Raw genomic sequence first — 21,311 nt, 5'->3', positions numbered from 1 at the left:
CTGTCATGGAAATCCCCTTTTCACTGTGATTAGGAATTTGCGTTTCGATTTATCAAACTTCATTATCCCTGCAGCGGACGGATAAACTCAATCCGCATCTCTTTACATACCCACCCGATGTTTACTGCTTACGGGGCAGAAATACCTAACCGATCTCCCGGTTGATGCCGTTTTCTGTAAGCTACAGGTTTGAGAGACGTCCGCTTCTCGAATTCTCTTAAAAAATGGTGATAGTGGACATATCCGAGATCCTCTGCGATCACCCGCACCGTTTCTTCGGTGTCGCACAATCTTCTTTTGGCTTCGGCAATCCGCAGATCGTGGATGTATTCCAGAATGCCGACACCGTTCTTTTTGATAAACGCCTGCCCTAAATAAACCGGATTGATAAAAAATCGCTCCGCAATCTTCTTGATCGTCAGATTCTGATGGAAATTCTCTTGCAAATAACGCTCGATTTGCACCAAGGGATGCTCGGAATTCATTTCTTTGTAGTGCTTGACGGTTCCCATGCATAATTCTAAAAACGTGTGCAGCGACTGCTTTAACGCAGCAACGGAACCCGGCTTCGTTTTTAAAAAATGGAACACATCCCGCCATAAATCCATGGTCCCGCCGAATTCCCTGAGCAGCTCGATACTTTTCATGACGATCTGAATGCTTGCCATGTACGCCACTTCAGGGGAAGTCTTGTTATCCTTAAATGTTTCGAACAACTGATGGAGCATATCGCAAACTTTCTGCTCCTGTGATCTCTCAACAGCGATGAGCAATTCATCCAAGACAAGGGACGGAGGAAGAACGTAACTCATTTCAAGCGAGGAATCCGGGTCACCGTCAATCACCCCTCCCTCCTCCGAACGGAAGAAGTGCTGAAGGGAAGCCTTGGCTGCCCTCATATAAGACTCAGGCAAGTCATGAAGGGTTTGAACCGGAGGACCGACGGACACGGAGCAGTCAAGGCCATGCTTCAGCAGTTCTTCATGCACGCGTCGCGCAAGCTCTAATGGTTTACGGGCAGTATCTACGATAAGACCGGCTTGATTGCAGTACATATCTACATATAACGCATGCCCGGACTGGGACAGCGACCGGCAAATTTCCGTTCCCTCGCATGTCAGCCCTTCAATGTGGATATACCGCCAGCCGGTGGCTTGCTGATTCATCTGATCCATCAAATGTGCAATATCCCCGTCGACTTCGGTCAGTTCTCCGCGAAGCATTCGAGAAAGGGCGATGGCCAAGACTTGTTTGGAGGTGGCCTCTTCTTGCTCCCTGGTGCGTGATTTGGCGTCAAGTTCACTAACAATCGTCGCGATCATCGTATCCCACTCAGGCTCAATTACCGGTTTGAGCATATAAAATCTCACCCCGTACCGAAGAGCCGTGCGGGCATATTCAAAGTCGCTGTACCCGCTGAGAACGACAAAGATCGGATCATAATGTTCCATGGAACCGACTCGGCGTATCAATTCCAGTCCGTCGATCCCCGGCATGCGAATATCGGTGACCACCAAATCCGGCAGCGTGTCCATAATCAGAGACAGGGCATCTTCGCCGTCGTCGCATGCTCCGCAGATTTGAAAACCGAGTCCTTCCCAATCGCTCAACATCTTCAGCCCCTCGAGGGCAATCGCTTCGTCATCAACAAGAAGCACGCTATACATGAATTTCACCTCCCGCTTGTGCATGAACCTGGTTCAACGGGATTTGGATTACGATCGCCGTACGTACATATGGATCGCTTTCAATGACAAGCTTGGCTTGACCGTCGTAGTACACTTTCAGACGCTTATACACGTTGCGCAGTCCGATATTTTTTCCGGTGTCATCGTCCGAATGAAGATTGCGGTTGATCCAATCCAGCTTGTCCTTGTTCATGCCGATCCCGTTGTCTTCAACGGTAATGATAAGGTCCTCATAGGACCGATGGATCCCGATCCGGATCAACCGTGCTCCTTTGACCGATTGGAGTCCATGCTTGCAGGAGTTTTCCACGAGCGCTTGGATGCTCATTTTAGGGATCCGGTACTTCATCAGGCCGGGATCAACGTCCAGCTCATAGGAAAACCGGTCCTGGAACCGGAATTTTTCGATCTGGAGGTACATTTCAATGAACATCACCTCCTCCTCAATCGTCACCAGGTCATCTTTCCAGCTTAATAGTCTGCGCAGGATCTGGGCCAGATTACGAATAATATCGGTCACCTGCTCGTACTTGTATTTTTTGCAGATGACCAGCACCGCATTTAATGTATTAAATAAAAAGTGGGGGTCCACCTGGCTTTGCAAATAGTTCAATTCCGCCCTGACCCGTTCCAGCTCGAGATCCTTCTTCTGGATTTCCAGCTTGTAGACGTCGTTGATCAAATTGCGGATTTTTTCGGTCATCATGTTAAAGCTCCGCAGGAGTCCGCCGATTTCGTCTTTGCCTTCGTACATATGAATCGTTTCGAAACGCTCATAATTCACAAGTTTCATGTGCTTGTACAGCTGCTTTACTCTTAGATTATAGGAACGCAGAATGACTACAAACAAGATGGCCGGGATCAGCGTGGTGATCAGAGCCAAGATCAGGATAAAACGAAGGATATGACGAAGCTCACCGTTGATATTTTTCCTTTCGGGCGTTCCGACCAGATTCCAGCCCTGTGTATAATTTGCCGGTCCTAATGGCCTGATAATATCCTTTATCGCCCCATCTCCGGCAACTCCGCTCTCAATAGGAAAGGTCAACAGTTGACTGTCATCCGTAGCATCATGCGACTGGTCGGATGCCAGAACGATTCTGTGTTTGTCATCGACCAGCTTTAATGTCATATAATCCCGTTCCTTGGCGAACAATTCCTTCAGACTGTCCAATCTCAAATCGATCCGCAGATACTTCGTATGCTTTAATAGTCCGGGGTAATTGTCCATTTTCCGAATAATGCTGATGTATACCTTCTTTTGATTCGGGTACATCGGGTTCGTATCCAAATACGAAGTGAGCAGCACTTTTTCCTTGCTCCCGGCGATTTTTTGATACCACTCGCTGTTCTTATCGCTGTCTTGCAAGACAAAATAGCTGTTGCCGCTTTGAATGGTCGGATTCGTCGTATATACGCCAAGCCATAAAATATAGGAATGCAGGTTACTGTACTGACGCAGCCGATCTCTTAATATATTGTCGTAATTTTCATAGTACTCATCATAATCCGCATAGTTATAATCCAGCATTTCATTCAACGTCCGGTCCGCAGCTACCGTGTTGCCGATGGCAACGCATTCATTAACCATCTGCATAAAATCATAGCCCGCCCGCTCTACCGAAATTTGCAGATTTTCCTGTTCGCGGGTTTCGGCATTTTTGCTGGTCTGCAAATAGAACAGTGTATTGATGCTGATGATCGGAATAAGCACACCGAGCAGGATGATTAAAAACTTGTATCTTAAAGGGATATCGTCCATGAGAGCTGAGGTCTTCCACTTCACGTTCATGCACCTGTCTCCTGCATCATATTTTCAACCCTTCTTATAAACCGAAGGGGATATGCCGTTGATGGCTTTAAATTTGGCCGTAAACTGATCGGTATCGGCATAACCGACCCGAGCCGCAATCTCGCAAATGTTCAAGTCGGTTCGCCGAAGAAGCTTCATAGCTTCTTCAATCCGCACGGCATGATAATATTCGTTAAAGGAAATGCCGAGTTTCTTCTTGAAGCGCTGTCCCAGATAGGCCGCATTGACATGCAGAACCTCGGCGATATCCTGCAGCTTCAGTTTCTCGGGATAATGATCACGGATGAATTCTATCGCTTTCGATATGTTTTGATCCGTCTGAACCCCATCTTCTTCAGCAAACCACTCCGCCGCATCGCGAAGCTCGGTTAGGGTTTGTTTTTCAAGGTCGCTTTGCATCGTCAACGCCGGTGAGCCAGTAAACCATCTCTTCTCCCAGTCCGCTGTGCTGCCTCCCCTTCTCCCGATTTCATGGAGGAGTTCAACCTTGATATTGGCTGCATAAGCGCTGATCCACGGTTTTGAAGCGTGGTCTCCCGAAATGACGGCGAAAAACTCGCGCACACGACCGGGCAGCTCATCCACCTTGCCTGCCACAACCGCCTTTGTGAGCGATTTCATAAACGCAGAGGGAAGAAGGAGCTGCTGTTCCAGATTCTCCTTCTCATAATAGTAAACCTCTTGATGACGATTATCGAGACGGGAAACCCCAGCGGCAACGGCTTCTTGGAAAACTGTGTTGAGGGAATACGGTCCTCTATGCTCATCGCTCACCGAGAAGGTGACATTCTCCTCATAATCGTTTCTAATGCATCGGATGAACCGAGTAATAAGAAGGGAAGTCAAATCCGGTCCGTCGGGGCCGGATATCAATACGTAGCCGTGCTTGTCCTGCCCGATCACGAAAGGAAGCACGGTAATATGCTCTATTTGCTGTTCGGCCAGACGGCTCAGCCGATCCAGCAGCCGACAGCCGCGAACATTTCCGTGCTCCAAAGTAGCTCCATACACGAGCATACAGCGAATCCGCGAATCATCGCCGATGGGGAGCTGCCTAACCGCCTGCTCCAGCTCTTGCGGAGCGTATTCTCTTGTGAGAAGCTGCGAGAGCAGTTCTGTTTGGACATAGGCAGTCTCGGCTCTGCGGTACGCATCCGATTTCCGCTCGGACCGGATCTCTGAAGCTATGTTTTTCACGGCCGATTCCAACTCGCCCTCATCCAGAGGCTTGGTCAGATAGTTGCAAACGCCATATTGAATGGCTGTCTTGGCATATTGAAAATCAGCATATCCGCTTATAATAATAAATTTCGGTTGGAGAGACCCGCCCTGCACCTGCTTAATCAGCTCTAATCCATCAATGACGGGCATACGAACATCCGTAATGACCAAATCGGGATTGAGACTTTGGATTAGCTGCAAGGCGTCATCCCCATCCATGGCCGTACCACAAATCTCAAAGCCCAATTCGGTCCAGTCGACCAAAAAACACAGACCTTCCAGCATCAAGGGTTCGTCGTCGGCAAGTAAGACTTTAAGCATTTGGCATCACCGCTCCACCGATTGAATTTGCTTCATCATGCATCCATGGAATAGGAGAAACCGTTCCGGCAGGCTGCCGGAACGGTACTGTTCTCGTCTGAAACGAGCACCCGAAAATTTTTTTATTCTTTGACACTTCCCAAGTTCAAGCCTACCACAAAGTACCTTTGCAAAAAAGGATAAACGAATAATATCGGCATCGCGGTCACGATCGTGATTGCAGCCTGAATGGACGCCGGCGTTACCATGGCCTGGGTTTGGTTAGTATTAGCCCCTGCCATCATGGACGGATCGTTATTCGTGCTCATGGTCGATCCAAGCAGCTTCATCATTTCGTATTGCAGTGAACTAAGGTTCTGATCGGAAGAAGCGTACAGGAACGTGTCGAACCAGGAATTCCAGGAGCCCACGGCGATGAACAAGGCAATGGTCGCAAGGACGGGTGTACACAGCGGAAATACGATCCGCCAGAAAATCCGGAAATCACCGGCTCCGTCAATTTTAGCGGATTCAACCAGGCTTCCCGGGAGCGACCTGATGTACGTTCGGATCACGATCAGGTTAAATGCGCTGACCAAACCCGGCAGGATATAGACCCAGAAGCTGTTCCGCAAACCCAGGTCTTTGATCAAAAAATAGTTGGGAATCAAGCCTGCGTTGAAGTACATCGTCAATATAAACAGCATGCTTATTTTTTTGCGAAAAATATAGTGAGGCTGGGCCAAGGTATAAGCCAGCATGGTCGTCAGAAATACGCCGAGCACGGTCGAAATGACGGTACGGGACACAGAAATGAACGCGGCGTGATAGATCGTGCCCGATACGAATACCGCTTTATAATTTTGCAGGGTCCATGTGTGGGGCCAAACGTACACGCCCCCCTTCAGCGAATCGCTTCCGTCATTCAACGAAATTGCCAGCGTATGAAGGAAAGGGTACAGTGTGACAATGACGACAATCAGCATAAACAGGGTATTCAGCGTATGGAAAACGACGGGTTCCAGGCGAAACTGACTCTTGACTTCTGTTTTCATTTCCCCGTCCTCCTCTATACCAATCGTTCTTCGCCAAGACGCTTTGCGATGGAATTCGCAATAAATACGAGTATGACGCTCACGATCGTTTTAAATATGCCTGCTGCCGTGGCAAGAGAATAATTCCCCATCGATATCCCGTACTTCAGCACGAAAATATCAATCGTTTGCGACCAGTCCACGACCAGGCCGTTTCCCAGCAAATACTGAACCTCAAATCCTGCATCCAGGATATGCCCGATATTCATAATGAGCAGAATGATAAAAGTGGACTTGATCCCAGGGAGCGTCACATACCTCATTTTATGAAACCTGCCTGCACCGTCGATGGAAGCAGCTTCGTACAGGGACGGATCGATCGAGGTAATGGCAGCCAAATAGATGATCGTATTCCAGCCAACCTCTTTCCAAACGTTCGACAGCCCGACGATCCCCCAAAAATAGTGTCCTTTACTCAGCCACATCACGGGCTGATCGATCAAATGCAGCTTCATGAGCACCGTGTTGACGATGCCGTCATCCACAGACAATGAAGTCGCCACGATGCCGGCCGCGATCACCCATGACAGAAAATGCGGGAGATAGGATATGGTTTGTACCGTCCTTTTAAAGAACCGCACCTTGATTTCGTTCAGCAGCAGCGCCAAAGCAATCGCCGTTACAAAACCCAAAACCAGGTTGATAAAACTCATGGCAATCGTATTTCGCAGCACTCCCAGGAAGGCATCGTCCTGAAAAAGAAAGCGGAACTGCTGCAGTCCAACCCAATCCTGTTTCCAGAAGGACAGGGCCGGACGATAGTTTTGAAAAGCCATCAGCCATCCCCAGACGGGGACATATGAAAAAATGATCAAATAAATGGCAATTGGAACCGACATGAATATCAACTGTTTTTGGGCTTTCAGAGTTTTCCAGCTCAGGCTGACGCCAATTTCCGGGTCTACTCTCCGTTTCTTCTTGGTTTTGACCTCCCCGGTCAGCAAGATCTCAGACATCTCGTTGTTCCCCTTCCGTATGACATTTCCAATACGGGGCGGGGAATGAATTCCCCGCCCCGTTTGGATTTCTACAGCTCTTACTTGCTGCTCCAGTTCTTAATCCGCCATTGAATTTGTTCATTTATGCGGTCTTCGTAAGCCTTAATATCCAGCTTGTGGATCTGATTCACATAATCCTGCCATACACTATCAAATTCCGACGGGGAAGCCATAATCGCTTTCGGCAGATATTTGACCGATAGGTCGTTTAATTTGGTGCTGGCCAGTTGAGCGGCAGAGCCGTCCTCCAGAATGATGGAATAAGCCGGGAAATATACCGGGTTCGGGCCGGGCTCCTTGAAAAATTCCGCCCAGGTTTTATGATGATACGCTTTCAGAATTTCTTGGTCGTAAGGCTTCAAGCTATCGTAAAATTCCTGCGGCTGGGTTCCGGGATCCGTTGCGTTGCCATCGCTGTACGAACCTTGCATTTTGGGCATGTAACCAAAGAACGAATCCGCCCTGTTGGCTAACTTCCAGGTATTATTGTCCGCATTGGCCCGCTGCTCCGGAGTCCGGTAGAACGTGCCGTCGTCTTTTACCTCGTAATCTTCTCCCTTGATTCCCCACTGGAGCGTCTTCTGCCAATCCTCTGTCATCAATGCATCCATAAACTTGATGATCCGGACCGGATCTTTGGCTTTCACGGAAATACCAAATCCACGATTGAGGTTCACGCCTCCACGATCACGGTAATATTCCTTTGCGCCGGGATACATGAGCGGAAAGCCGACGTAAGTGCTTCCAATTTTCCCTTGGGAAATCAGGGAATTCTCACCATCTTGGAAGTTCCAATGCTGATCGAACATGCCGATCACTCGCCCGCTGGCGATTTTGGCCAGGTACTGGTCATAGTTCTGCACGAAGGCTTCTTTATCCAGCAAGCCCTGCGCGTTCACTTCATTCAGCTTCTTGTAGTAGGTTTTCGCAATATCTTTATCCGCAAAGATTTGCGCTTTGTTGTTGTCCACGATTACGCCGCCGTCATTAGGGTGACCGGATAAATGCTCCGGCGCGTTCTGGAGCGGAAATACCCTCCAGTCAAAATTCAGGGTTTCAAATCCGATCATATCCGGATGCTTTGCCTTATATTTCGCGATAATATCAAAGTACTCTTCCAATGTTTTCGGCGTAGGGTAGCCCATTTCTTTCAAAACATCTTTTTGCAAATAGAACCCCGGTCCTTGATAGGTCGTATCGTGAACCGAACCAGTGTACACGCCGTAGTTTGGGAGTACGTAAATATGTCCATCCTTCGGATCTTTCATTTGGTTCCATACTTCGGCATAATGTTTCTTCAGATTCGGTGCGTATTTCTCGATCAAATCTTCCAGCGGAATATACGCCCCCGCATTGATCAGTTTGTCATTGCCCGAGATGAGATCCGGGTAGTCACCGCCTGCGATCATGACGCCCAGCTTCTGCTGCAGGTCCCCGACCAGAAATTCCATATTCAGGCTAACACCTGTCTTTTCTTTAATCAATTTATAGATCTTGTTGTCGGCCGTAGGCTGTTGACCTGGGCTATCCAAAAATACGGACAGCGTGATCGGTTTCGTATCGTCCCCGCCGGATTCCGCCGCCGTCGATCCCCCGCCGCTCGTTTTTCCTGATCCGCTGCAGCCAGATAGCAGCAGTGCCGTAGAAATCATGCCGATACACAAAACGATGAGTGAACGTTTTACCTTTTTGCGCATTTCTTTGTGCCCTCCCCTTTTTCATCTATTGTCACATATTTTCACCCGGTGATAACTAAATTATATCTTTCTAGAAATCGCTTACAATTCACAAACTCAAGATGTTCCCCCTAAAAATATAGTCGCCCAAGGTTTGACACAAACAAGCGCCCCGCGGCAAATTGACGGCAGCCGCGGGGCGCTTGTAAACGGTGGATCATCTCATGACCCGGTCACTGAACATATTTCCAGATGCTAAGGTAGAACTCATAGGGTTTCGTTCATATTTTCCTTGTTATAGTATAGTAGAGACATCATTCCAAGGAGGGATAAGGATGGCCCATATTCATTTTGTTGAGTATAACACGACGCACCCAAGCAACTTTGTGATCGATGTTCCCGTGGGTCATCACTGGCTTCTTGTCATCACCAAGACTCCCGCGCAGTTCTGGGTCAATGGTGCGCTGAAGGAATATCCTACGCACAGCGTTATCCTCTACCGCCCGCAGCAGAAAGTGTATTATCGGGCCTGCGCCGATCAATTCATCAATGACTGGATCCGCTTTGAATCCAATGAACCCTATATTACGGAATCGCCGCTGCCGCTCGGAATCCCCTTTTCCCTGGATGATCCGGACTACTGCCGCAAGCTGTTTGAACTGTTGACCATCGAACACAACTTTCATCGGGATTACAGGGCTTCGTCCATCGACTGCTTGCTGCGGACGCTGTTCAACAAGCTGTTGGAATCTTATTTTCATGAACCGATTACGCCTCAGTATTATAACTTGTTGAAGCTTCGAACCGCGATCCAGAACGATCCGGGCGATTACTGGACGATTGCGAAAATGGCCGAATATCTCGGAATCAGCCCAGGCTACCTGCAGAGCATCTACAAAAAAACCTTTAAGGTCACCTGCATGGAGGACGTCATCAATAGCCGAATCCGGTTGGCCAAAGAATATTTAATTCACAGCACCCAAAACGTTGCTGAAGTCGCCTCCCGATGCGGGTATCAAAATGTGGAGCACTTCTGCAGACAGTTCAAACAGATGACAGGCTATTCGCCAAGAAAATTCCAGGAGCATAACAAGCTTGATATCCATATCACGCCATGCTAAGCCTCTGGTTGCAAGACGGGTCTGTTCTTCTTGAAATATTGGCGCACCAGAAATTTCATGATCTCGCTCGGCTGCTCTTGGGAAAATTCGGCCTGATCAGCAAAGAGCATTCCATAGGGGGCTTCCGGGGTATAAGGCTCCCATCGCGGCAGTTCCTCTCCCGTTGCATCCAGCCCGTTCGGATCACCGTTACGGATGAAGTTCGCCCAGTAATTACACATCTGGCGGGCCAAATCGTAATGCTTGCCGACAAACGGCCGCCAGCATTTAGCCAGCGTTTCGAAGAAAAACCAGAGATCTACCGAGTGGAAGGTGCCCGGATGATCCCAGCCGGGGATCTCGGCATCAAAATTGTAATAGTACAATGGGGTACCGGCGCCGGTCTCGGCATTGGCCTGTGCGGCGATGCGGATCGCATATTCGATGCCGCTCACCGCAGCCTTCTGCCGGCTCTCCTCCACGTTGGCCGATGGTGCGCCACACAGCTTCAGGAACGCCTCTGCGTCGTCTCCGAACATGTCCTCGGCCAGCTTCTTGAATTCTTCAGGCGTATGGACGTCCGGAACGCTGAAAAATTCGGAGGACGTGTGGCCAAACATGACCGGCACCTTCCAGCGCTTGTTTTCAAGAAACAATTCAAACGGGCTGCCTACGCTGAACACCTGATCTGCGACGGTGCCCCAGAATCCCTTGTACTGCACAGCCTTGTCGCGGAGAGTGACGGCATCCAGCTGCCGGGCTTCCGCAAGTGAAGATACGCCAAGGTACTCAAAAAATTTCACGCCATCCTGTTCGGCCTCAGCCAACTGACTCCGAAGCGGAGGCACGCGAGTCCCCGGATACAGCTTCGTATAGATTCCGCTTTGAATGATCGCCTTCTGAAAAAGCCCCTCATTCTGAGGCGAGGTCAGCTGGGTCATCACGCTGCCGCCGCCGGCGGACTGACCGCCGATCGTGATGTTGTCCGGGTCGCCGCCGAAAGCCGCGATATTGCGCTTGACCCATCTGGTGGCCGCCTGCTGATCGAGATTGCCGAAGTTAGCCGGAGCTTCGGGCGCTTCCGCCGTAATTTCGGGATGGCATAAAAATCCGAACACATTGAGGCGGTAGTTGATCGTGACGACCACGATCCCTCTTCTGGCGATGCGTTCACCGTCGAACTCCATTTCAGCCGTATGGCCGACCTGAAGACCTCCGCCAAAATACCATACATAGACCGGCAGCTTCTCATCGGTACGTTTGGCCGGGGTCCATACGTTCAGGTAGAGACAGTCCTCGTCCATGGCAATGTCCGGTTCCACGGCCCATTCCCGGGTATAGATATTGTTTTCGTCGATCTCCTGCCTTACCTGCATCGAGATCGGCGCGAATTCGTACGCCTTAAGCACGCCATCCCAGTCCTGGGCAGGCTGCGGGGCACGCCACCGGTTGTCGCCTACGGGCGGAGCGGCGAATGGGATTCCTTTAAAACTGGTGATTCGGGGGTCGGCTGCCGGCAGTCCCTGCACCAACCCGTTTTCAACTTGTACGATTCGAAGCATGTGTAACGTCTCCCTTCATCATTAGAATTCACCGGCCTTCACAGCCGCTGCTCTCATTTGCCGGCCGATGCCTCGGAACGCATTTGAACGATTTTTTGAGCTTTTGCCGTATCCGCAGCAAGTACGTCATTCCAGCCGAGACCTGCCACATCGGTTTTCATCTTTGCCCACAGCTGGTCAAACTCCGCCTGATCCTTCGCAAACACCATTTTCCATGATGCATTTTTTACATAGTCCGAAATCTGGCTGCGTTTATTTTTGATATCCGACGAGTCGACGCCGAAGCTTGTATTGATGTTCGGCACGATGTCGATCATCTTATTTTTCAAATAGTAGTCTGTTGCGTTTGTTGCGTTATAGTTTTTTTGCCAGTCCGTGGTCAGGGCGGTCTTGTTCGCTTCTATAGTGGAACTCCAGTAATTGCTGTTATAAAATTCGCCAGTGTCCGGGTCCTTGACAAAATCGCTCATGATCATGCTGTTGATCTTGCTCTGTCCGTCCTGGTATCCGCCGCCTCCATATTGATCCGGTACGGGGGTGTTCTTCTGGAAAGCGGTTTGCCCTGTTTCGGTCAGCTTAAACTTCCCGTCATCCGTCTTTTCGTAATTGAACCCTTCAAAGCCGTTCGTGTAGTAGCGCAGGCCCTCGGGAGAAACCGACCAATCCAGGAATTCCATAATCCTTTCGGGATTTTTGGCCTTTGAACCGATGGCAAAAACCCTGCCGTTGCCGTAATAGGCATCACTGGACTGAATGATCCGGGAATCCGCGATCGGGACTGAAACATAGCCGTCGCCGTTTTTGCCCCTTTCAATGGAATTGTAGAACCCTCTCTGCCAGGAATACCATAAGAGGAGCACCTGTTTGTTGGTCAGTTTTTCGGAGACTTTGTTCCAATCCTGCGACGCGGAATCGGGATCGATTAACCCCATTTGATTGGCCGTAAAATAAAATTGCAAAATCTTTTTGTACATACTGTTGTCATCGATGAGCGGAACGATATCGCCTTTTGCATTCAGCTGTAAGGTTGTCGTTCCGTCGGGCTGCTCATAGCCGTACCAGTTGCTCAGCCAGCGTACGTTCTCCATCCCTCCGCCATCCCAATCCTTCCACAGGGTGATCGGAACGATCGGTTTACCGTCCGGAGTCTTGGGATACTTCTCCTGCATTTTTTTCAGTACATTCAGGAGGTCGGTCAGATTGTTCAGCTTGGGTGCCCCTACCCCCTTGTAATAATCCCAGGGCAAAATGGGGCTGGAATAAGGCTGGTCTTCCGAGAAGGTTGTTGGCGAAGTATCGGCTGTAAACGTCGGTAACGCGTAAATTTTGCCGTCCGGATTCACTTTATCAAATGCCTTGTTAAAAGGTTTGAAGTGATTATCCACATACTGGGACAAGTACTTGGTGTTCTTGACCCTATCCGTCAAGTCCATAATCAGACCGGCCGGGATGAGTTCTTCCAGCTGACTGTTGTCGATGATCAGGAGATCCCCCAAATTTCCTGCTGCGGATCTCGTCTTGTATAACTGGTCCCCGGCAACCTGCGGAGCAAGTATGTTCAGCGTCAGATTAAACTTGTCTTTAAGCAGCTTGCCATACCATCCGGTCTGCTCGCCCTGGTAATTCGCCGCGTTATCGAACACCGTAATCGTCAGCGGCTTGCTGTGATCGATGGCTGTGTTATTCTGGGAAGTCTTTGTATCGGTACCCGACTCCTCATTGGATGCGCTACCACAGCCGGCCAGCCCGACCGAGGCGATGAAGAGGCAAGCGAACAATAGCATGACCGATTTTTTTGCTGCTTTCCTGCTTTTACTCATTGGCCATCCTCCTAAATCCATTTTAATATCAAGTGAAAATCAACCTTTGACCGCCCCGATCATAATTCCCTTGACGAAAAACCTCTGGAAGATCGGGTAGACGAGCAATATAGGGGCAACGACGATAATGGTAACGGTCATGCGAATGGAAGTCGTGGTTTGCTCTGTGGCTAGACTGGCTATGGCCGTCGAACCGGCATTTTGCAGGTTAACCATGGTAGATAATGAGCTCGCCTGATTGATATAGTTATAGAGAATAAATTGCAGCGTGTATAATTTACTGTCCGTAACGAGCAGCAGCGTATCCTGAAAAGAGTTCCACTGATCCACTGCAGTGAATATCGCGACGGTCGCCAAGATCGGCTTGCTTATCGGCAATATGATCCTGAAGAAGATCATCATCGTTCCCGCTCCGTCGATGCTTGCCGCCTGCTGCAATTCCTTCGGCGTCGATTCCACGAAGGTCTTGACCAGAATGATGAAGAACGGGGCGACGATCGTCGGCAGAATGTATGCCAAAAAATTGTTGGTCAAATGCAGGGAGCGCATGGTGAGATACCACGGAATAATGCCGGCGTTAAAGAACATGGTGATCACGGTGAACCGGTACCAGAATCTTCTTCCCCACATATCCTCTTGGGAGAACATGAATCCCAAAAAGGCGGAGGCCCCTACCGTCAGCAGGGTTCCGATCACGGTTCTGCCCAGGGAGATCAAAGCCGCATTCCCCAATCCCGGTATTTTAAAAACGTCCAAATAGTTCTGGAAATGGATGTGCCGCGGATAAAAGACGACGTCCCCCCGGGCACTGATATCGTTTGCGCTTATCGTATTAATGATGATGGAGTAAAACGGATAGACGCACACGCAAGCAAACAGGGAAAAAAGGACGTAGATCAATACGGTGATCATTTTGTCGGTCGGGCTTACCTGAACTGCTTTTCTCATACGATACTCTCTCCTCTTAACAATTTGGAGAATCCGTTTACCGAAAAGAGAAGAACAACACTAATCAAACTTTTCAGCATACTGATTGCGACCGATACGGAGTAGCTGCCGCCCCCCATCGCCAGGTTATAAACATACAGGTCCAGAACTTGTATATTTTCCTTGTTGAATGCATTCTGGAAAACGAAATATTGCTCCAAGCCATTATTCAGAAAGCTGGCGATCTGCAGCATCAGCAGAACAAAATACGTCGGGAGCATGCTCGGCAGGATGACGTTCCATATCACCTGCATTCTCGTTGCCCCGTCCACATGGGCCGCCTCATAAAGGGAATCATCAATTCCCGTAATCGCCGCTATGTACAAGATGGCGGACCAGCCTAACGTTTTCCAGATCGTCCACAACCACATGGTGATCCAGACATGATCGGAGTTCTGAAGGAATAAAATCGGGGAATCGATCAGTCCCAGCTGCTTCAACAGACCGTTGACGATGCCTTCGCTGGAAAACATGGAAAACGCCAAAGAATATACCAGTACCCAACTGATAAAATTCGGCAGGGTCGTTACCGTCTGCACAAACTTCCGGAACCGCACGGCCTTCATTTCGTTCAGGAATATGGCAAAAATCATGGGGAGCCAGGAGAACAGCAGCCCCAATCCGCTCATCCCGAACGTGTTCTTGATGACCTGGAGCAGCTGGTCGATCTTGACCTGGTTTTCGATCAAGGAACGAAACCACTGTAAACCGACAAACGGAGATTGGGACAACGGAATCGGCGGCGAGTAGTCGAAGAATGCATAGACCCATCCGTATAGCGGATAGTAGGCAAAGACAGCAAGCAAAAGCATGAACGGAAGTATGTAGAGGAATTTCCTAAAAGATATGCCTTTCGTGCTGTACTCTCGTATGCGCATTGTGTCACCTTCCCTAAAGATTCGTAGATTTGACGGGGGACCACAATATCCACTCCCAGCCAATCATTCGAAAACGCTTTCAATAATAAGCAAGAAACGCTCTGACCCCGTCGATTTCTCCTATCAAAATGGTCTCATCCTTTATGCGGAACACCTCCATACATCTCTCGAGATATCATTGTATCTCTATATGACTTGCACTAAATTTAAAAAAATTGTAAATGACTCCCCTGATTTAAACAATGATCTATACCAACATCTAATTGATATATCGTCACATCGGGCAGCCAGGGCCGTACAGAGCTTTATGAATTTGATCATCTTAACAAAAAGGAAGCCTATCTATAAAAGATAGACTTCCTCTGATATGTCTGCATCAACAAAAGTGTTGTTATTCCGCTATAAGCCGGAACAAAGCGGCTCCATGCGGCGGAACGGCAGAAGCCAATGTGCCGCCCAGTTCCCTGCGCTCCTCTCCGGTCCACAAATTTCGCGCATGCGCCGAGCCGGAAATGCCCAGCTCAGCCAGCGATACGGAAACTTCGGCAGCCTCCTCGCCGGTATTGAACAGCGCGGCGTAACGCTCGCCGTGAGGACCCTCAGCAGTCCATATCACTCGGCCTTCGCTCCGGCTCACCTGGCGGGCGCCGAAGCTGTGCTGATGCATGTCCAGCACGTCCCGGTTCGTCAGCAGCGATAACGTCCACTCGTCGTTGTCGCGCATCTCCCCGCCGAACATAAGCGGCGAGCGGAAGATCATCCACAGCGTCATCATCGTCAGCTGCTCGTCACGCGTAAAGTTCGTCATCCGGTCGGGATGACTGCACCGGACGCCGATGCGGCCCAGCGGGAGCATGTCGCAATCCGGCCAGCAGCCGGGCTTCGGCCGACCCTGCCAGGTCTCGCAGCGGTCGAACATATCAAGCAGCAGCGGCCAGCGGTCCCAGAAATCGTCGGTCATCCGCCACATGTTGGCATTGGCTTCAAGGAAATCGGCCTGCTTCACAGGTGCGGGCCCGGGCGACAGGCTCAGCACCATCGGCCGGCCGGCATGGTCGATCGCCTTGCGGATCAGCTCAATTTCCGCCAAATGCGGCCCTCCGTGCAGCCAAGAATCCGCAATGTCGTCCACCTTGACGTAATCGACGCCCCATTCGGCGTACAGTTCAAACAAGGAATTATAGTATTCCTGAGCCCCTTTCTTGCCCGCGTCGACGCCGTACATGTCCGTGTTCCACCCGCAGAAAGAACAGGTATGGGCGATATCCCGAGCCGTAACGTTCGTGCCCTTGATCGGCGTATTATCATGTACGGCCTGCCGTGGAATGCCGCGCATGATATGGATGCCGAATTTTAGTCCAAGGCTATGTACGTAATCCGCCAGCGGCTTGAAGCCCTGGCCTCCCTCCGCAGACGGAAAGCGGTTCACTGCTGGAATGAGGCGCGAGTAGCCGTCGGTTTCCAGCCGGACGAAGGGCCTGTACAGGTCTGAGACCGCTCCCGGCTCGTACCACTGAATATCGACGACAATGTATTGCCAGCCGTAATCCTTTAAATGATGCCCCATATATTCGGCATTGCCCCGAACTTCCGCTTCCGTAACGGTTGCGCCGTAACAATCCCAGCTGTTCCATCCCATAGGGGGTGTTGGTGCAAACGAATGATGCTGCATGACGTTCCTCCCGAATTGATTTCGTATAATAAAATTGCTTTTACGCCTCCTATATTACGTCTGGGAAGAACAACGATTCCATAGTAATCTTTCTTCTATTACAGCAAAATATTGCGGTTTAATAGCCGCCTAATCAGAAAAACGTCTGTCGACGTTATAATCTTCAAAAAACATCCGGCTGAACGTCAGCTGCCCCTCTTCGGAGCGGAAGCCCCCGGGTGTCAGCCCGGTCATCTTGCGGAACACCTTGATCAGGTAACTGCCGCCGGAATATCCGACCTGCTCCGCGATCTGTTCAACGCTCATATCCGTCTGCCGGAGCAGCCGCATCGCTTGTTCAATGCGGACCCGGTTTAAATATTCGCTCGGCGTCTGGCCGACCGCGGCCGCAAACGTGCGCAGCAAATGGTATTTGGACCACCCGAGCCGGTCCGACAGCTGGTCCAGGCTGATCATCGAGCGGTAATTCGCATCCATATACTCGGCGGCCTGGCGCACTTTCTCCGGCCAGTTCCGTCGCTCGTCATGCGGCGCTACCGCATACCGGCACAGCTCCGAAATGAAAGAGTATACACAGGAAGAGGCCGTGTAAGGGTCGGTAATCCGGCCGTGGCCCGCCTGATCCCAAATCTCCAGCAGCGCGCGGACAGGCCGGCTTGTGGGCGGCAAGTAGGGCGCCTCTCCCAACCGCAGCTTTGCTTCCTCCCAATTCGGCAGGATAAGCGATGGGCGTATCAAAATAAACACGAAGGACCAGTGCGACCCGTCCGCCGGAAAATAGTAGCGGTGATCACCCGGGATCTCGGTCATGATCGCCCGTCCCTGATCGATCCGGTACGTCTCCGTCCCCGACTCGAACATGCCCTCACCCTCCAGTGTATACTGGAACAGCAGCAGCGGACCGTCTTTCCGCTCCTCCCCGTCCCATCGGTACGACGGGTGCCTGATCTCGTCCCGCCCGACCGCAAACAATTCGCACAGCGCCAAGTGCGAAGGCGCCGTGAAACGAAAGCCGTATGTGCCTGTCTCCGTACCGGATGCCATGCGTTTCCCTCCTATTCAAGCATGATCTTTTATATGATAGGGCTTAGTTATAACTATAATCCTACACCGTTCATGCGCATATAGAAAAAGACCGCCGTACTGGCAGTCTTGGTCTTATTCTTTTAAAATCAAGCACTCTTAACAACCAATTGAAGAGGCTTCCCTCAATTTCCAATGCTATATTCTTCAAAAAAATAAATTAGCAAAAGGTAAAAATATCTAATGTTTCACGCAAGGAATCATTTGAAAATCACGATAGATTATCCTAAGATATTAAATATCATTAAATCCTAGTGGTTTACACGGATTTATTCTATTTAATTCATAGGGGAGTGACAAACGGATATGAACAAAATTTATGCATCCATCCTCATTTTTACGGTTATGCTCACACTTCTTCTTTCCGGGTGCGGAGCCGGAAATTCAGCCAGCGATTCGTCCAACGAATCAGAGTCCGCCTCCGGCAATGTCACGCTGACATACGGACTGTGGGATCAAGTCCAACAGCCGGCCATGGAGAAAATTATCGCGAAATTCGAGGAACAGCATCCGGATATCCATGTTGAGATCAAGTTAACCCCATGGAATGAATACTGGACCAAATTGGAAACGGCAGCTACCGGAGGCAACCTCCCCGATGTATTTTGGATTAACGGAGCAAGTTTGCCGAAGTATGCATCCAACAATCAACTGCTGAATCTGGATGACTACGCGAAAGACACAAGCCTCGATTTCGGAAATTATCCTCAGGGCCTCGTCGACATCTATACATACGATGGCAAACATTACGGGGTACCCAAAGACATGGACGCTATCGGTTTATGGTACAACAAAAGTTTATTTGATCAAGCAGGCATCCCTTATCCGGATGAAACATGGGATTGGAACAAGGCTGTCGAGGCCGCGCAGAAATTAACTGATCCGGCCAATGGCATATGGGGGCTTCCCGCTCAGTTCCAGGGACAAACAGGATATTACAATACTATACTTGAGGCCGGGGGTGGATTCTATACGGATGACGGAAAGAAATCCTTGTACGATTCTCCGGAGAGCATTCGCGGCCTCCAGCTTCAGACCGATCTGATTCACAAGTATAAGGTTTCTCCAACGCTTGCCCAAATGACGGATACGTCGCCCAAAGATTTGTTTAAATCCGGAAAAGTAGCCATGCTGATAGATGGATCTTGGAATGTCAAAGATTTTGCCACCAATGAGTATGCCAAGAACAATGTCGATGTTGCTCTTCTACCTAAAGATAAGTTGAGAACAAGCGTCATTCATGGGCTGGCTAATGTAGGTGCAGCTAATACGAAGCATCCTAAAGAAGTCATCGAATTCCTTGATTTCCTGGGTTCCAAAGAATCTGCCGATATCCAAGGGGAAGACGGAACCGCACTGCCTGCATTTCATGGCGGACAGGAATTGTGGCTCAAATCGGTACCCCAGTTCCACCTGCAGAACTTGCTGGATATGGCTAACGCTGCAAAAGCATTACCGCGCGGACCGCAAAATGCCAAGCTCGACGGTTTGGAAGAAGAGTACCTGAAAAGTGCTTATACAGGTGAATCCACTCCTGAGGAAGCCGCCAAAGCGTATGCCAAGGCCGTGAACGAAGCCATCGCATCCAATCCATAAACGTCATTGCATCGGAGGGAAACTCATGTGATGAATGCAAAACAACCATCCTCTATCAACGCCAAGCGTTCAAAGCTGAAGAGAAGGGAATATGGGTGGGGATACGCCATGGTATTTCCCCTTCTGTTCGGCATGAGCGCGTTGTTCATATGGCCGGTACTGCGGACCATTTATTTATCCTTCACGGAATGGAGCGATTTTGGCAATTATCATTGGACAGGTCTGAGCAATTACATCAGGCTGATCCGTGATACGGCCGTATACCATTCCCTTCTGCACACGCTTCAATACGTGATCATCTATGTGCCTGCGATTGTCATTCTGTCCACCTTGGCGGGTGTTCTGCTGAGCAGCAAAGTGCGCGGCATATCGGTGTATAGGACTATTTTTTTCCTGCCGTCCGTGTTGATGCCGGCTGCCATCGCCATGTCTTGGAAATGGATATTAAATGGCGATTACGGGCTGCTGAACGCCGGCCTGAAGCTGCTTTCGATTCACGGCGTTAGCTGGCTGACGGATTCCCGAACCGTTCTCATCTCCGTCGTAGGCGTAGCTGTATGGGGAGCGGTTGGTCTTCAAGCCATCATTATCATATCGGGAATTAAGGGAATTTCCCCTATGCTTTATGAAGCGGCTTCCATCGAAGGAGCAGGCCGAGTGTCCCGATTTTTCCGGATAACGCTCCCTCTGATTACGCCGACCTTGTTTTTCGTATCAGTTACTTCGCTCATCGGAGCCATGCAGGTATTCGATCTCATTTATATGATGGTCGGCACAGTAGCCATCGATCATGTCAATACGGTTGTCTACTTGTTCTATCAACAAGCTTTTATTAAAAATGATAAGGGATATGCATCTTCAATTGCCGTTCTATTATTTATCATTATCCTGATCGTGACGGCGCTCCAATTCAAACTGCAGAAAAAATGGGTGCATTATGATTAAGGAGGGGCCGCAAAGATGACCACAGTCACGCATGCAAAACAGAAACGAAGATTCCAGCCTATGATCATCCATATCGTGCTCATGGTCGGGTCGTTCCTTATGGTTGTCCCCGTATTATGGTCACTCCTTACTTCCTTAAAAGCTCCTGATGAAGTTACCCGGATCCCGATTACGATTCTTCCGGGCAAGCTGCATTGGGACAATTTCAAAAAGGTAGCCGACTTGCTTCCTTTTATGACGTTTTATTGGAATACGGTTGTAACGACGCTCGTCAAGGTGCTGTTCGGTTTATTAATCAGTTCCCTGGCCGCCTACGCCTTTGCAAGGATTCATTTTCCCGGCAGAACCCTGCTGTTTTTGCTGGTTTTATCGGTTATGATGGTGCCCGGCCAAGTCTTTTTGATTCCCCAGTACTTATTAATGAAAGATTTGGGGTGGCTGAACTCCCTGAAAGCCATAACCGTAACCGGTATGTTCAGCGCGTACTCCACTTTTCTGCTGCGTCAGTTTTTTCTTGGGCTTCCTTCGGAACTCGAGGAATCTGCCAGGATCGATGGGTGCAATCCCTTCCGCATTTACTGGAATATCATGCTCCCGTTAGCAAAGCCGGGATTGATTTCCGTGGCGATCATCTCCACCCTATGGTCGTGGAACGACTTCCTCTGGCCGCTTGTGGTCAACGATTCGATGGGCAAAATGACGCTGGCCGTCGGACTTGCCTCCCTTCAGGGGCAGTTTACGACAAATTATCCGGTATTGATGGCAGGCATGCTCTTGGCCGTATGGCCCATGACCCTTATTTTTTTTCTGCTGCAAAAGCAGTTTATCGAGGGAATTACCCTAGGCGGGTTAAAGGGATAACGATTCAAAACCTAAAT

The 21,311-nt window shown here is 49.7% G+C and carries 16 protein-coding genes; 4 read left to right on the top strand and 12 right to left on the bottom strand.

All coding sequences use genetic code 11. From position 1 onward, the window contains the following. Positions 1-128: 128 nt before the first annotated feature. From ABIE48_RS06265 to ABIE48_RS06240, 6 genes are all read right to left on the bottom strand, one after another. A complete protein-coding gene (locus tag ABIE48_RS06265) occupies positions 129-1,667 on the bottom strand; it encodes a response regulator (protein ID WP_192715050.1) in 1,539 nt (512 codons plus the stop codon). Continuing rightward, on the bottom strand, positions 1,660-3,480 hold the full coding sequence (locus tag ABIE48_RS06260) for a sensor histidine kinase (RefSeq protein ID WP_192715051.1): 1,821 nt from the start codon (positions 3,478-3,480) through the stop codon (positions 1,660-1,662). Before ABIE48_RS06260 ends, ABIE48_RS06265 begins: the two co-directional genes overlap by 8 nt. A 24-nt stretch (positions 3,481-3,504) precedes the next feature. Then, entirely contained in the window at positions 3,505-5,043 is a 1,539-nt protein-coding gene (locus ABIE48_RS06255) for a response regulator transcription factor (RefSeq protein ID WP_192715052.1), read from the bottom strand. Between the two features lie 122 nt (positions 5,044-5,165). Next, the gene (locus ABIE48_RS06250; RefSeq protein WP_192715053.1) at positions 5,166-6,077 is read right to left on the bottom strand and encodes a carbohydrate ABC transporter permease; all 912 of its coding nucleotides are present in this window, start codon (positions 6,075-6,077) and stop codon (positions 5,166-5,168) included. A 14-nt stretch (positions 6,078-6,091) separates the two neighbouring features. Then, positions 6,092-7,072: an ABC transporter permease gene (locus ABIE48_RS06245; RefSeq protein WP_145024830.1), complete on the bottom strand. Its 981-nt coding sequence runs from the start codon at positions 7,070-7,072 to the stop codon at positions 6,092-6,094. Positions 7,073-7,152: 80 nt separating this feature from the next. Then, positions 7,153-8,811, bottom strand: coding sequence for an ABC transporter substrate-binding protein (locus ABIE48_RS06240; RefSeq protein WP_145024832.1), 1,659 nt, complete (start codon positions 8,809-8,811; stop codon positions 7,153-7,155). Positions 8,812-9,125: 314 nt separating this feature from the next. On the opposite strand from ABIE48_RS06240, the gene ABIE48_RS06235 reads away from it, so the two are divergent. Further along, the gene (locus ABIE48_RS06235) at positions 9,126-9,911 is read left to right on the top strand and encodes a helix-turn-helix transcriptional regulator (RefSeq protein ID WP_192715054.1); all 786 of its coding nucleotides are present in this window, start codon (positions 9,126-9,128) and stop codon (positions 9,909-9,911) included. On the opposite strand, the gene ABIE48_RS06230 is transcribed toward ABIE48_RS06235, so the two are convergent. The 6 genes from ABIE48_RS06230 to ABIE48_RS06205 all read right to left on the bottom strand — a co-directional run bounded on the left by ABIE48_RS06230 (position 9,908) and on the right by ABIE48_RS06205 (position 17,853). Beyond that, positions 9,908-11,452, bottom strand: a complete 1,545-nt coding sequence (locus ABIE48_RS06230) for a carboxylesterase/lipase family protein (RefSeq protein WP_192715055.1) — start codon at positions 11,450-11,452, stop codon at positions 9,908-9,910. The two genes, ABIE48_RS06235 and ABIE48_RS06230, sit on opposite strands and share 4 nt — an antisense overlap. Positions 11,453-11,505: 53 nt before the next feature. Then, on the bottom strand, positions 11,506-13,272 hold the full coding sequence (locus ABIE48_RS06225) for a type 2 periplasmic-binding domain-containing protein (RefSeq protein WP_192715056.1): 1,767 nt from the start codon (positions 13,270-13,272) through the stop codon (positions 11,506-11,508). A 39-nt stretch (positions 13,273-13,311) separates the two neighbouring features. Then, positions 13,312-14,220: a carbohydrate ABC transporter permease gene (locus tag ABIE48_RS06220; protein ID WP_145024840.1), complete on the bottom strand. Its 909-nt coding sequence runs from the start codon at positions 14,218-14,220 to the stop codon at positions 13,312-13,314. Further along, on the bottom strand, positions 14,217-15,137 hold the full coding sequence (locus ABIE48_RS06215) for an ABC transporter permease subunit (RefSeq protein WP_145024842.1): 921 nt from the start codon (positions 15,135-15,137) through the stop codon (positions 14,217-14,219). Before ABIE48_RS06215 ends, ABIE48_RS06220 begins: the two co-directional genes overlap by 4 nt. Before the next feature lie 391 nt (positions 15,138-15,528). Continuing rightward, positions 15,529-16,809 carry a glycoside hydrolase family 27 protein gene (locus tag ABIE48_RS06210; protein WP_145024844.1) on the bottom strand — a complete coding sequence of 427 codons (1,281 nt, stop codon included), beginning with the start codon at positions 16,807-16,809 and terminating at the stop codon, positions 15,529-15,531. 129 nt (positions 16,810-16,938) lie between these two features. After that, positions 16,939-17,853 (bottom strand): AraC family transcriptional regulator, encoded by a 915-nt coding sequence (locus ABIE48_RS06205; protein ID WP_192715057.1) that lies wholly within the window; start codon positions 17,851-17,853, stop codon positions 16,939-16,941. Positions 17,854-18,366: 513 nt separating this feature from the next. Between ABIE48_RS06205 and ABIE48_RS06200 the strand changes: the two genes are divergently transcribed. The 3 genes from ABIE48_RS06200 to ABIE48_RS06190 are packed head-to-tail and all read left to right on the top strand — an operon-like array spanning position 18,367 to position 21,294. Then, positions 18,367-19,488, top strand: coding sequence for an ABC transporter substrate-binding protein (locus tag ABIE48_RS06200; protein WP_260869387.1), 1,122 nt, complete (start codon positions 18,367-18,369; stop codon positions 19,486-19,488). Positions 19,489-19,518: 30 nt separating this feature from the next. Then, entirely contained in the window at positions 19,519-20,433 is a 915-nt protein-coding gene (locus ABIE48_RS06195) for a carbohydrate ABC transporter permease (RefSeq protein ID WP_192715058.1), read from the top strand. 15 nt (positions 20,434-20,448) lie between these two features. Further along, entirely contained in the window at positions 20,449-21,294 is an 846-nt protein-coding gene (locus ABIE48_RS06190; protein ID WP_192715059.1) for a carbohydrate ABC transporter permease, read from the top strand. Positions 21,295-21,311 lie beyond the last annotated feature (17 nt).

The organism is Paenibacillus sp. OAE614 (assembly GCF_040546645.1).
GTDB classification, from domain to species: domain Bacteria; phylum Bacillota; class Bacilli; order Paenibacillales; family Paenibacillaceae; genus Paenibacillus_AQ; species Paenibacillus_AQ favisporus.
The sequence above is the reverse complement of the archived record's forward strand: the minus strand, read 5'-3'. Positions and strand labels throughout refer to the sequence as shown.

Excerpts from the sequence above, each read along its gene's own strand:
- ABIE48_RS06265 (WP_192715050.1), bottom strand. The coding sequence starts at position 1,667 with ATGTATAGCGTGCTTCTTGTTGATGACGAAGCGATTGCCCTCGAGGGG.
- ABIE48_RS06260 (WP_192715051.1), bottom strand. The coding sequence starts at position 3,480 with ATGAACGTGAAGTGGAAGACCTCAGCTCTCATGGACGATATCCCTTTA.
- ABIE48_RS06255 (WP_192715052.1), bottom strand. The coding sequence starts at position 5,043 with ATGCTTAAAGTCTTACTTGCCGACGACGAACCCTTGATGCTGGAAGGT.
- ABIE48_RS06250 (WP_192715053.1), bottom strand. The coding sequence starts at position 6,077 with ATGAAAACAGAAGTCAAGAGTCAGTTTCGCCTGGAACCCGTCGTTTTC.
- ABIE48_RS06245 (WP_145024830.1), bottom strand. The coding sequence starts at position 7,072 with ATGTCTGAGATCTTGCTGACCGGGGAGGTCAAAACCAAGAAGAAACGG.
- ABIE48_RS06240 (WP_145024832.1), bottom strand. The coding sequence starts at position 8,811 with ATGCGCAAAAAGGTAAAACGTTCACTCATCGTTTTGTGTATCGGCATG.
- ABIE48_RS06235 (WP_192715054.1), top strand. The coding sequence starts at position 9,126 with ATGGCCCATATTCATTTTGTTGAGTATAACACGACGCACCCAAGCAAC.
- ABIE48_RS06230 (WP_192715055.1), bottom strand. The coding sequence starts at position 11,452 with ATGCTTCGAATCGTACAAGTTGAAAACGGGTTGGTGCAGGGACTGCCG.
- ABIE48_RS06225 (WP_192715056.1), bottom strand. The coding sequence starts at position 13,272 with ATGAGTAAAAGCAGGAAAGCAGCAAAAAAATCGGTCATGCTATTGTTC.
- ABIE48_RS06220 (WP_145024840.1), bottom strand. The coding sequence starts at position 14,220 with ATGAGAAAAGCAGTTCAGGTAAGCCCGACCGACAAAATGATCACCGTA.
- ABIE48_RS06215 (WP_145024842.1), bottom strand. The coding sequence starts at position 15,137 with ATGCGCATACGAGAGTACAGCACGAAAGGCATATCTTTTAGGAAATTC.
- ABIE48_RS06210 (WP_145024844.1), bottom strand. The coding sequence starts at position 16,809 with ATGCAGCATCATTCGTTTGCACCAACACCCCCTATGGGATGGAACAGC.
- ABIE48_RS06205 (WP_192715057.1), bottom strand. The coding sequence starts at position 17,853 with ATGGCATCCGGTACGGAGACAGGCACATACGGCTTTCGTTTCACGGCG.
- ABIE48_RS06200 (WP_260869387.1), top strand. The coding sequence starts at position 18,367 with ATGGAGAAAATTATCGCGAAATTCGAGGAACAGCATCCGGATATCCAT.
- ABIE48_RS06195 (WP_192715058.1), top strand. The coding sequence starts at position 19,519 with ATGAATGCAAAACAACCATCCTCTATCAACGCCAAGCGTTCAAAGCTG.
- ABIE48_RS06190 (WP_192715059.1), top strand. The coding sequence starts at position 20,449 with ATGACCACAGTCACGCATGCAAAACAGAAACGAAGATTCCAGCCTATG.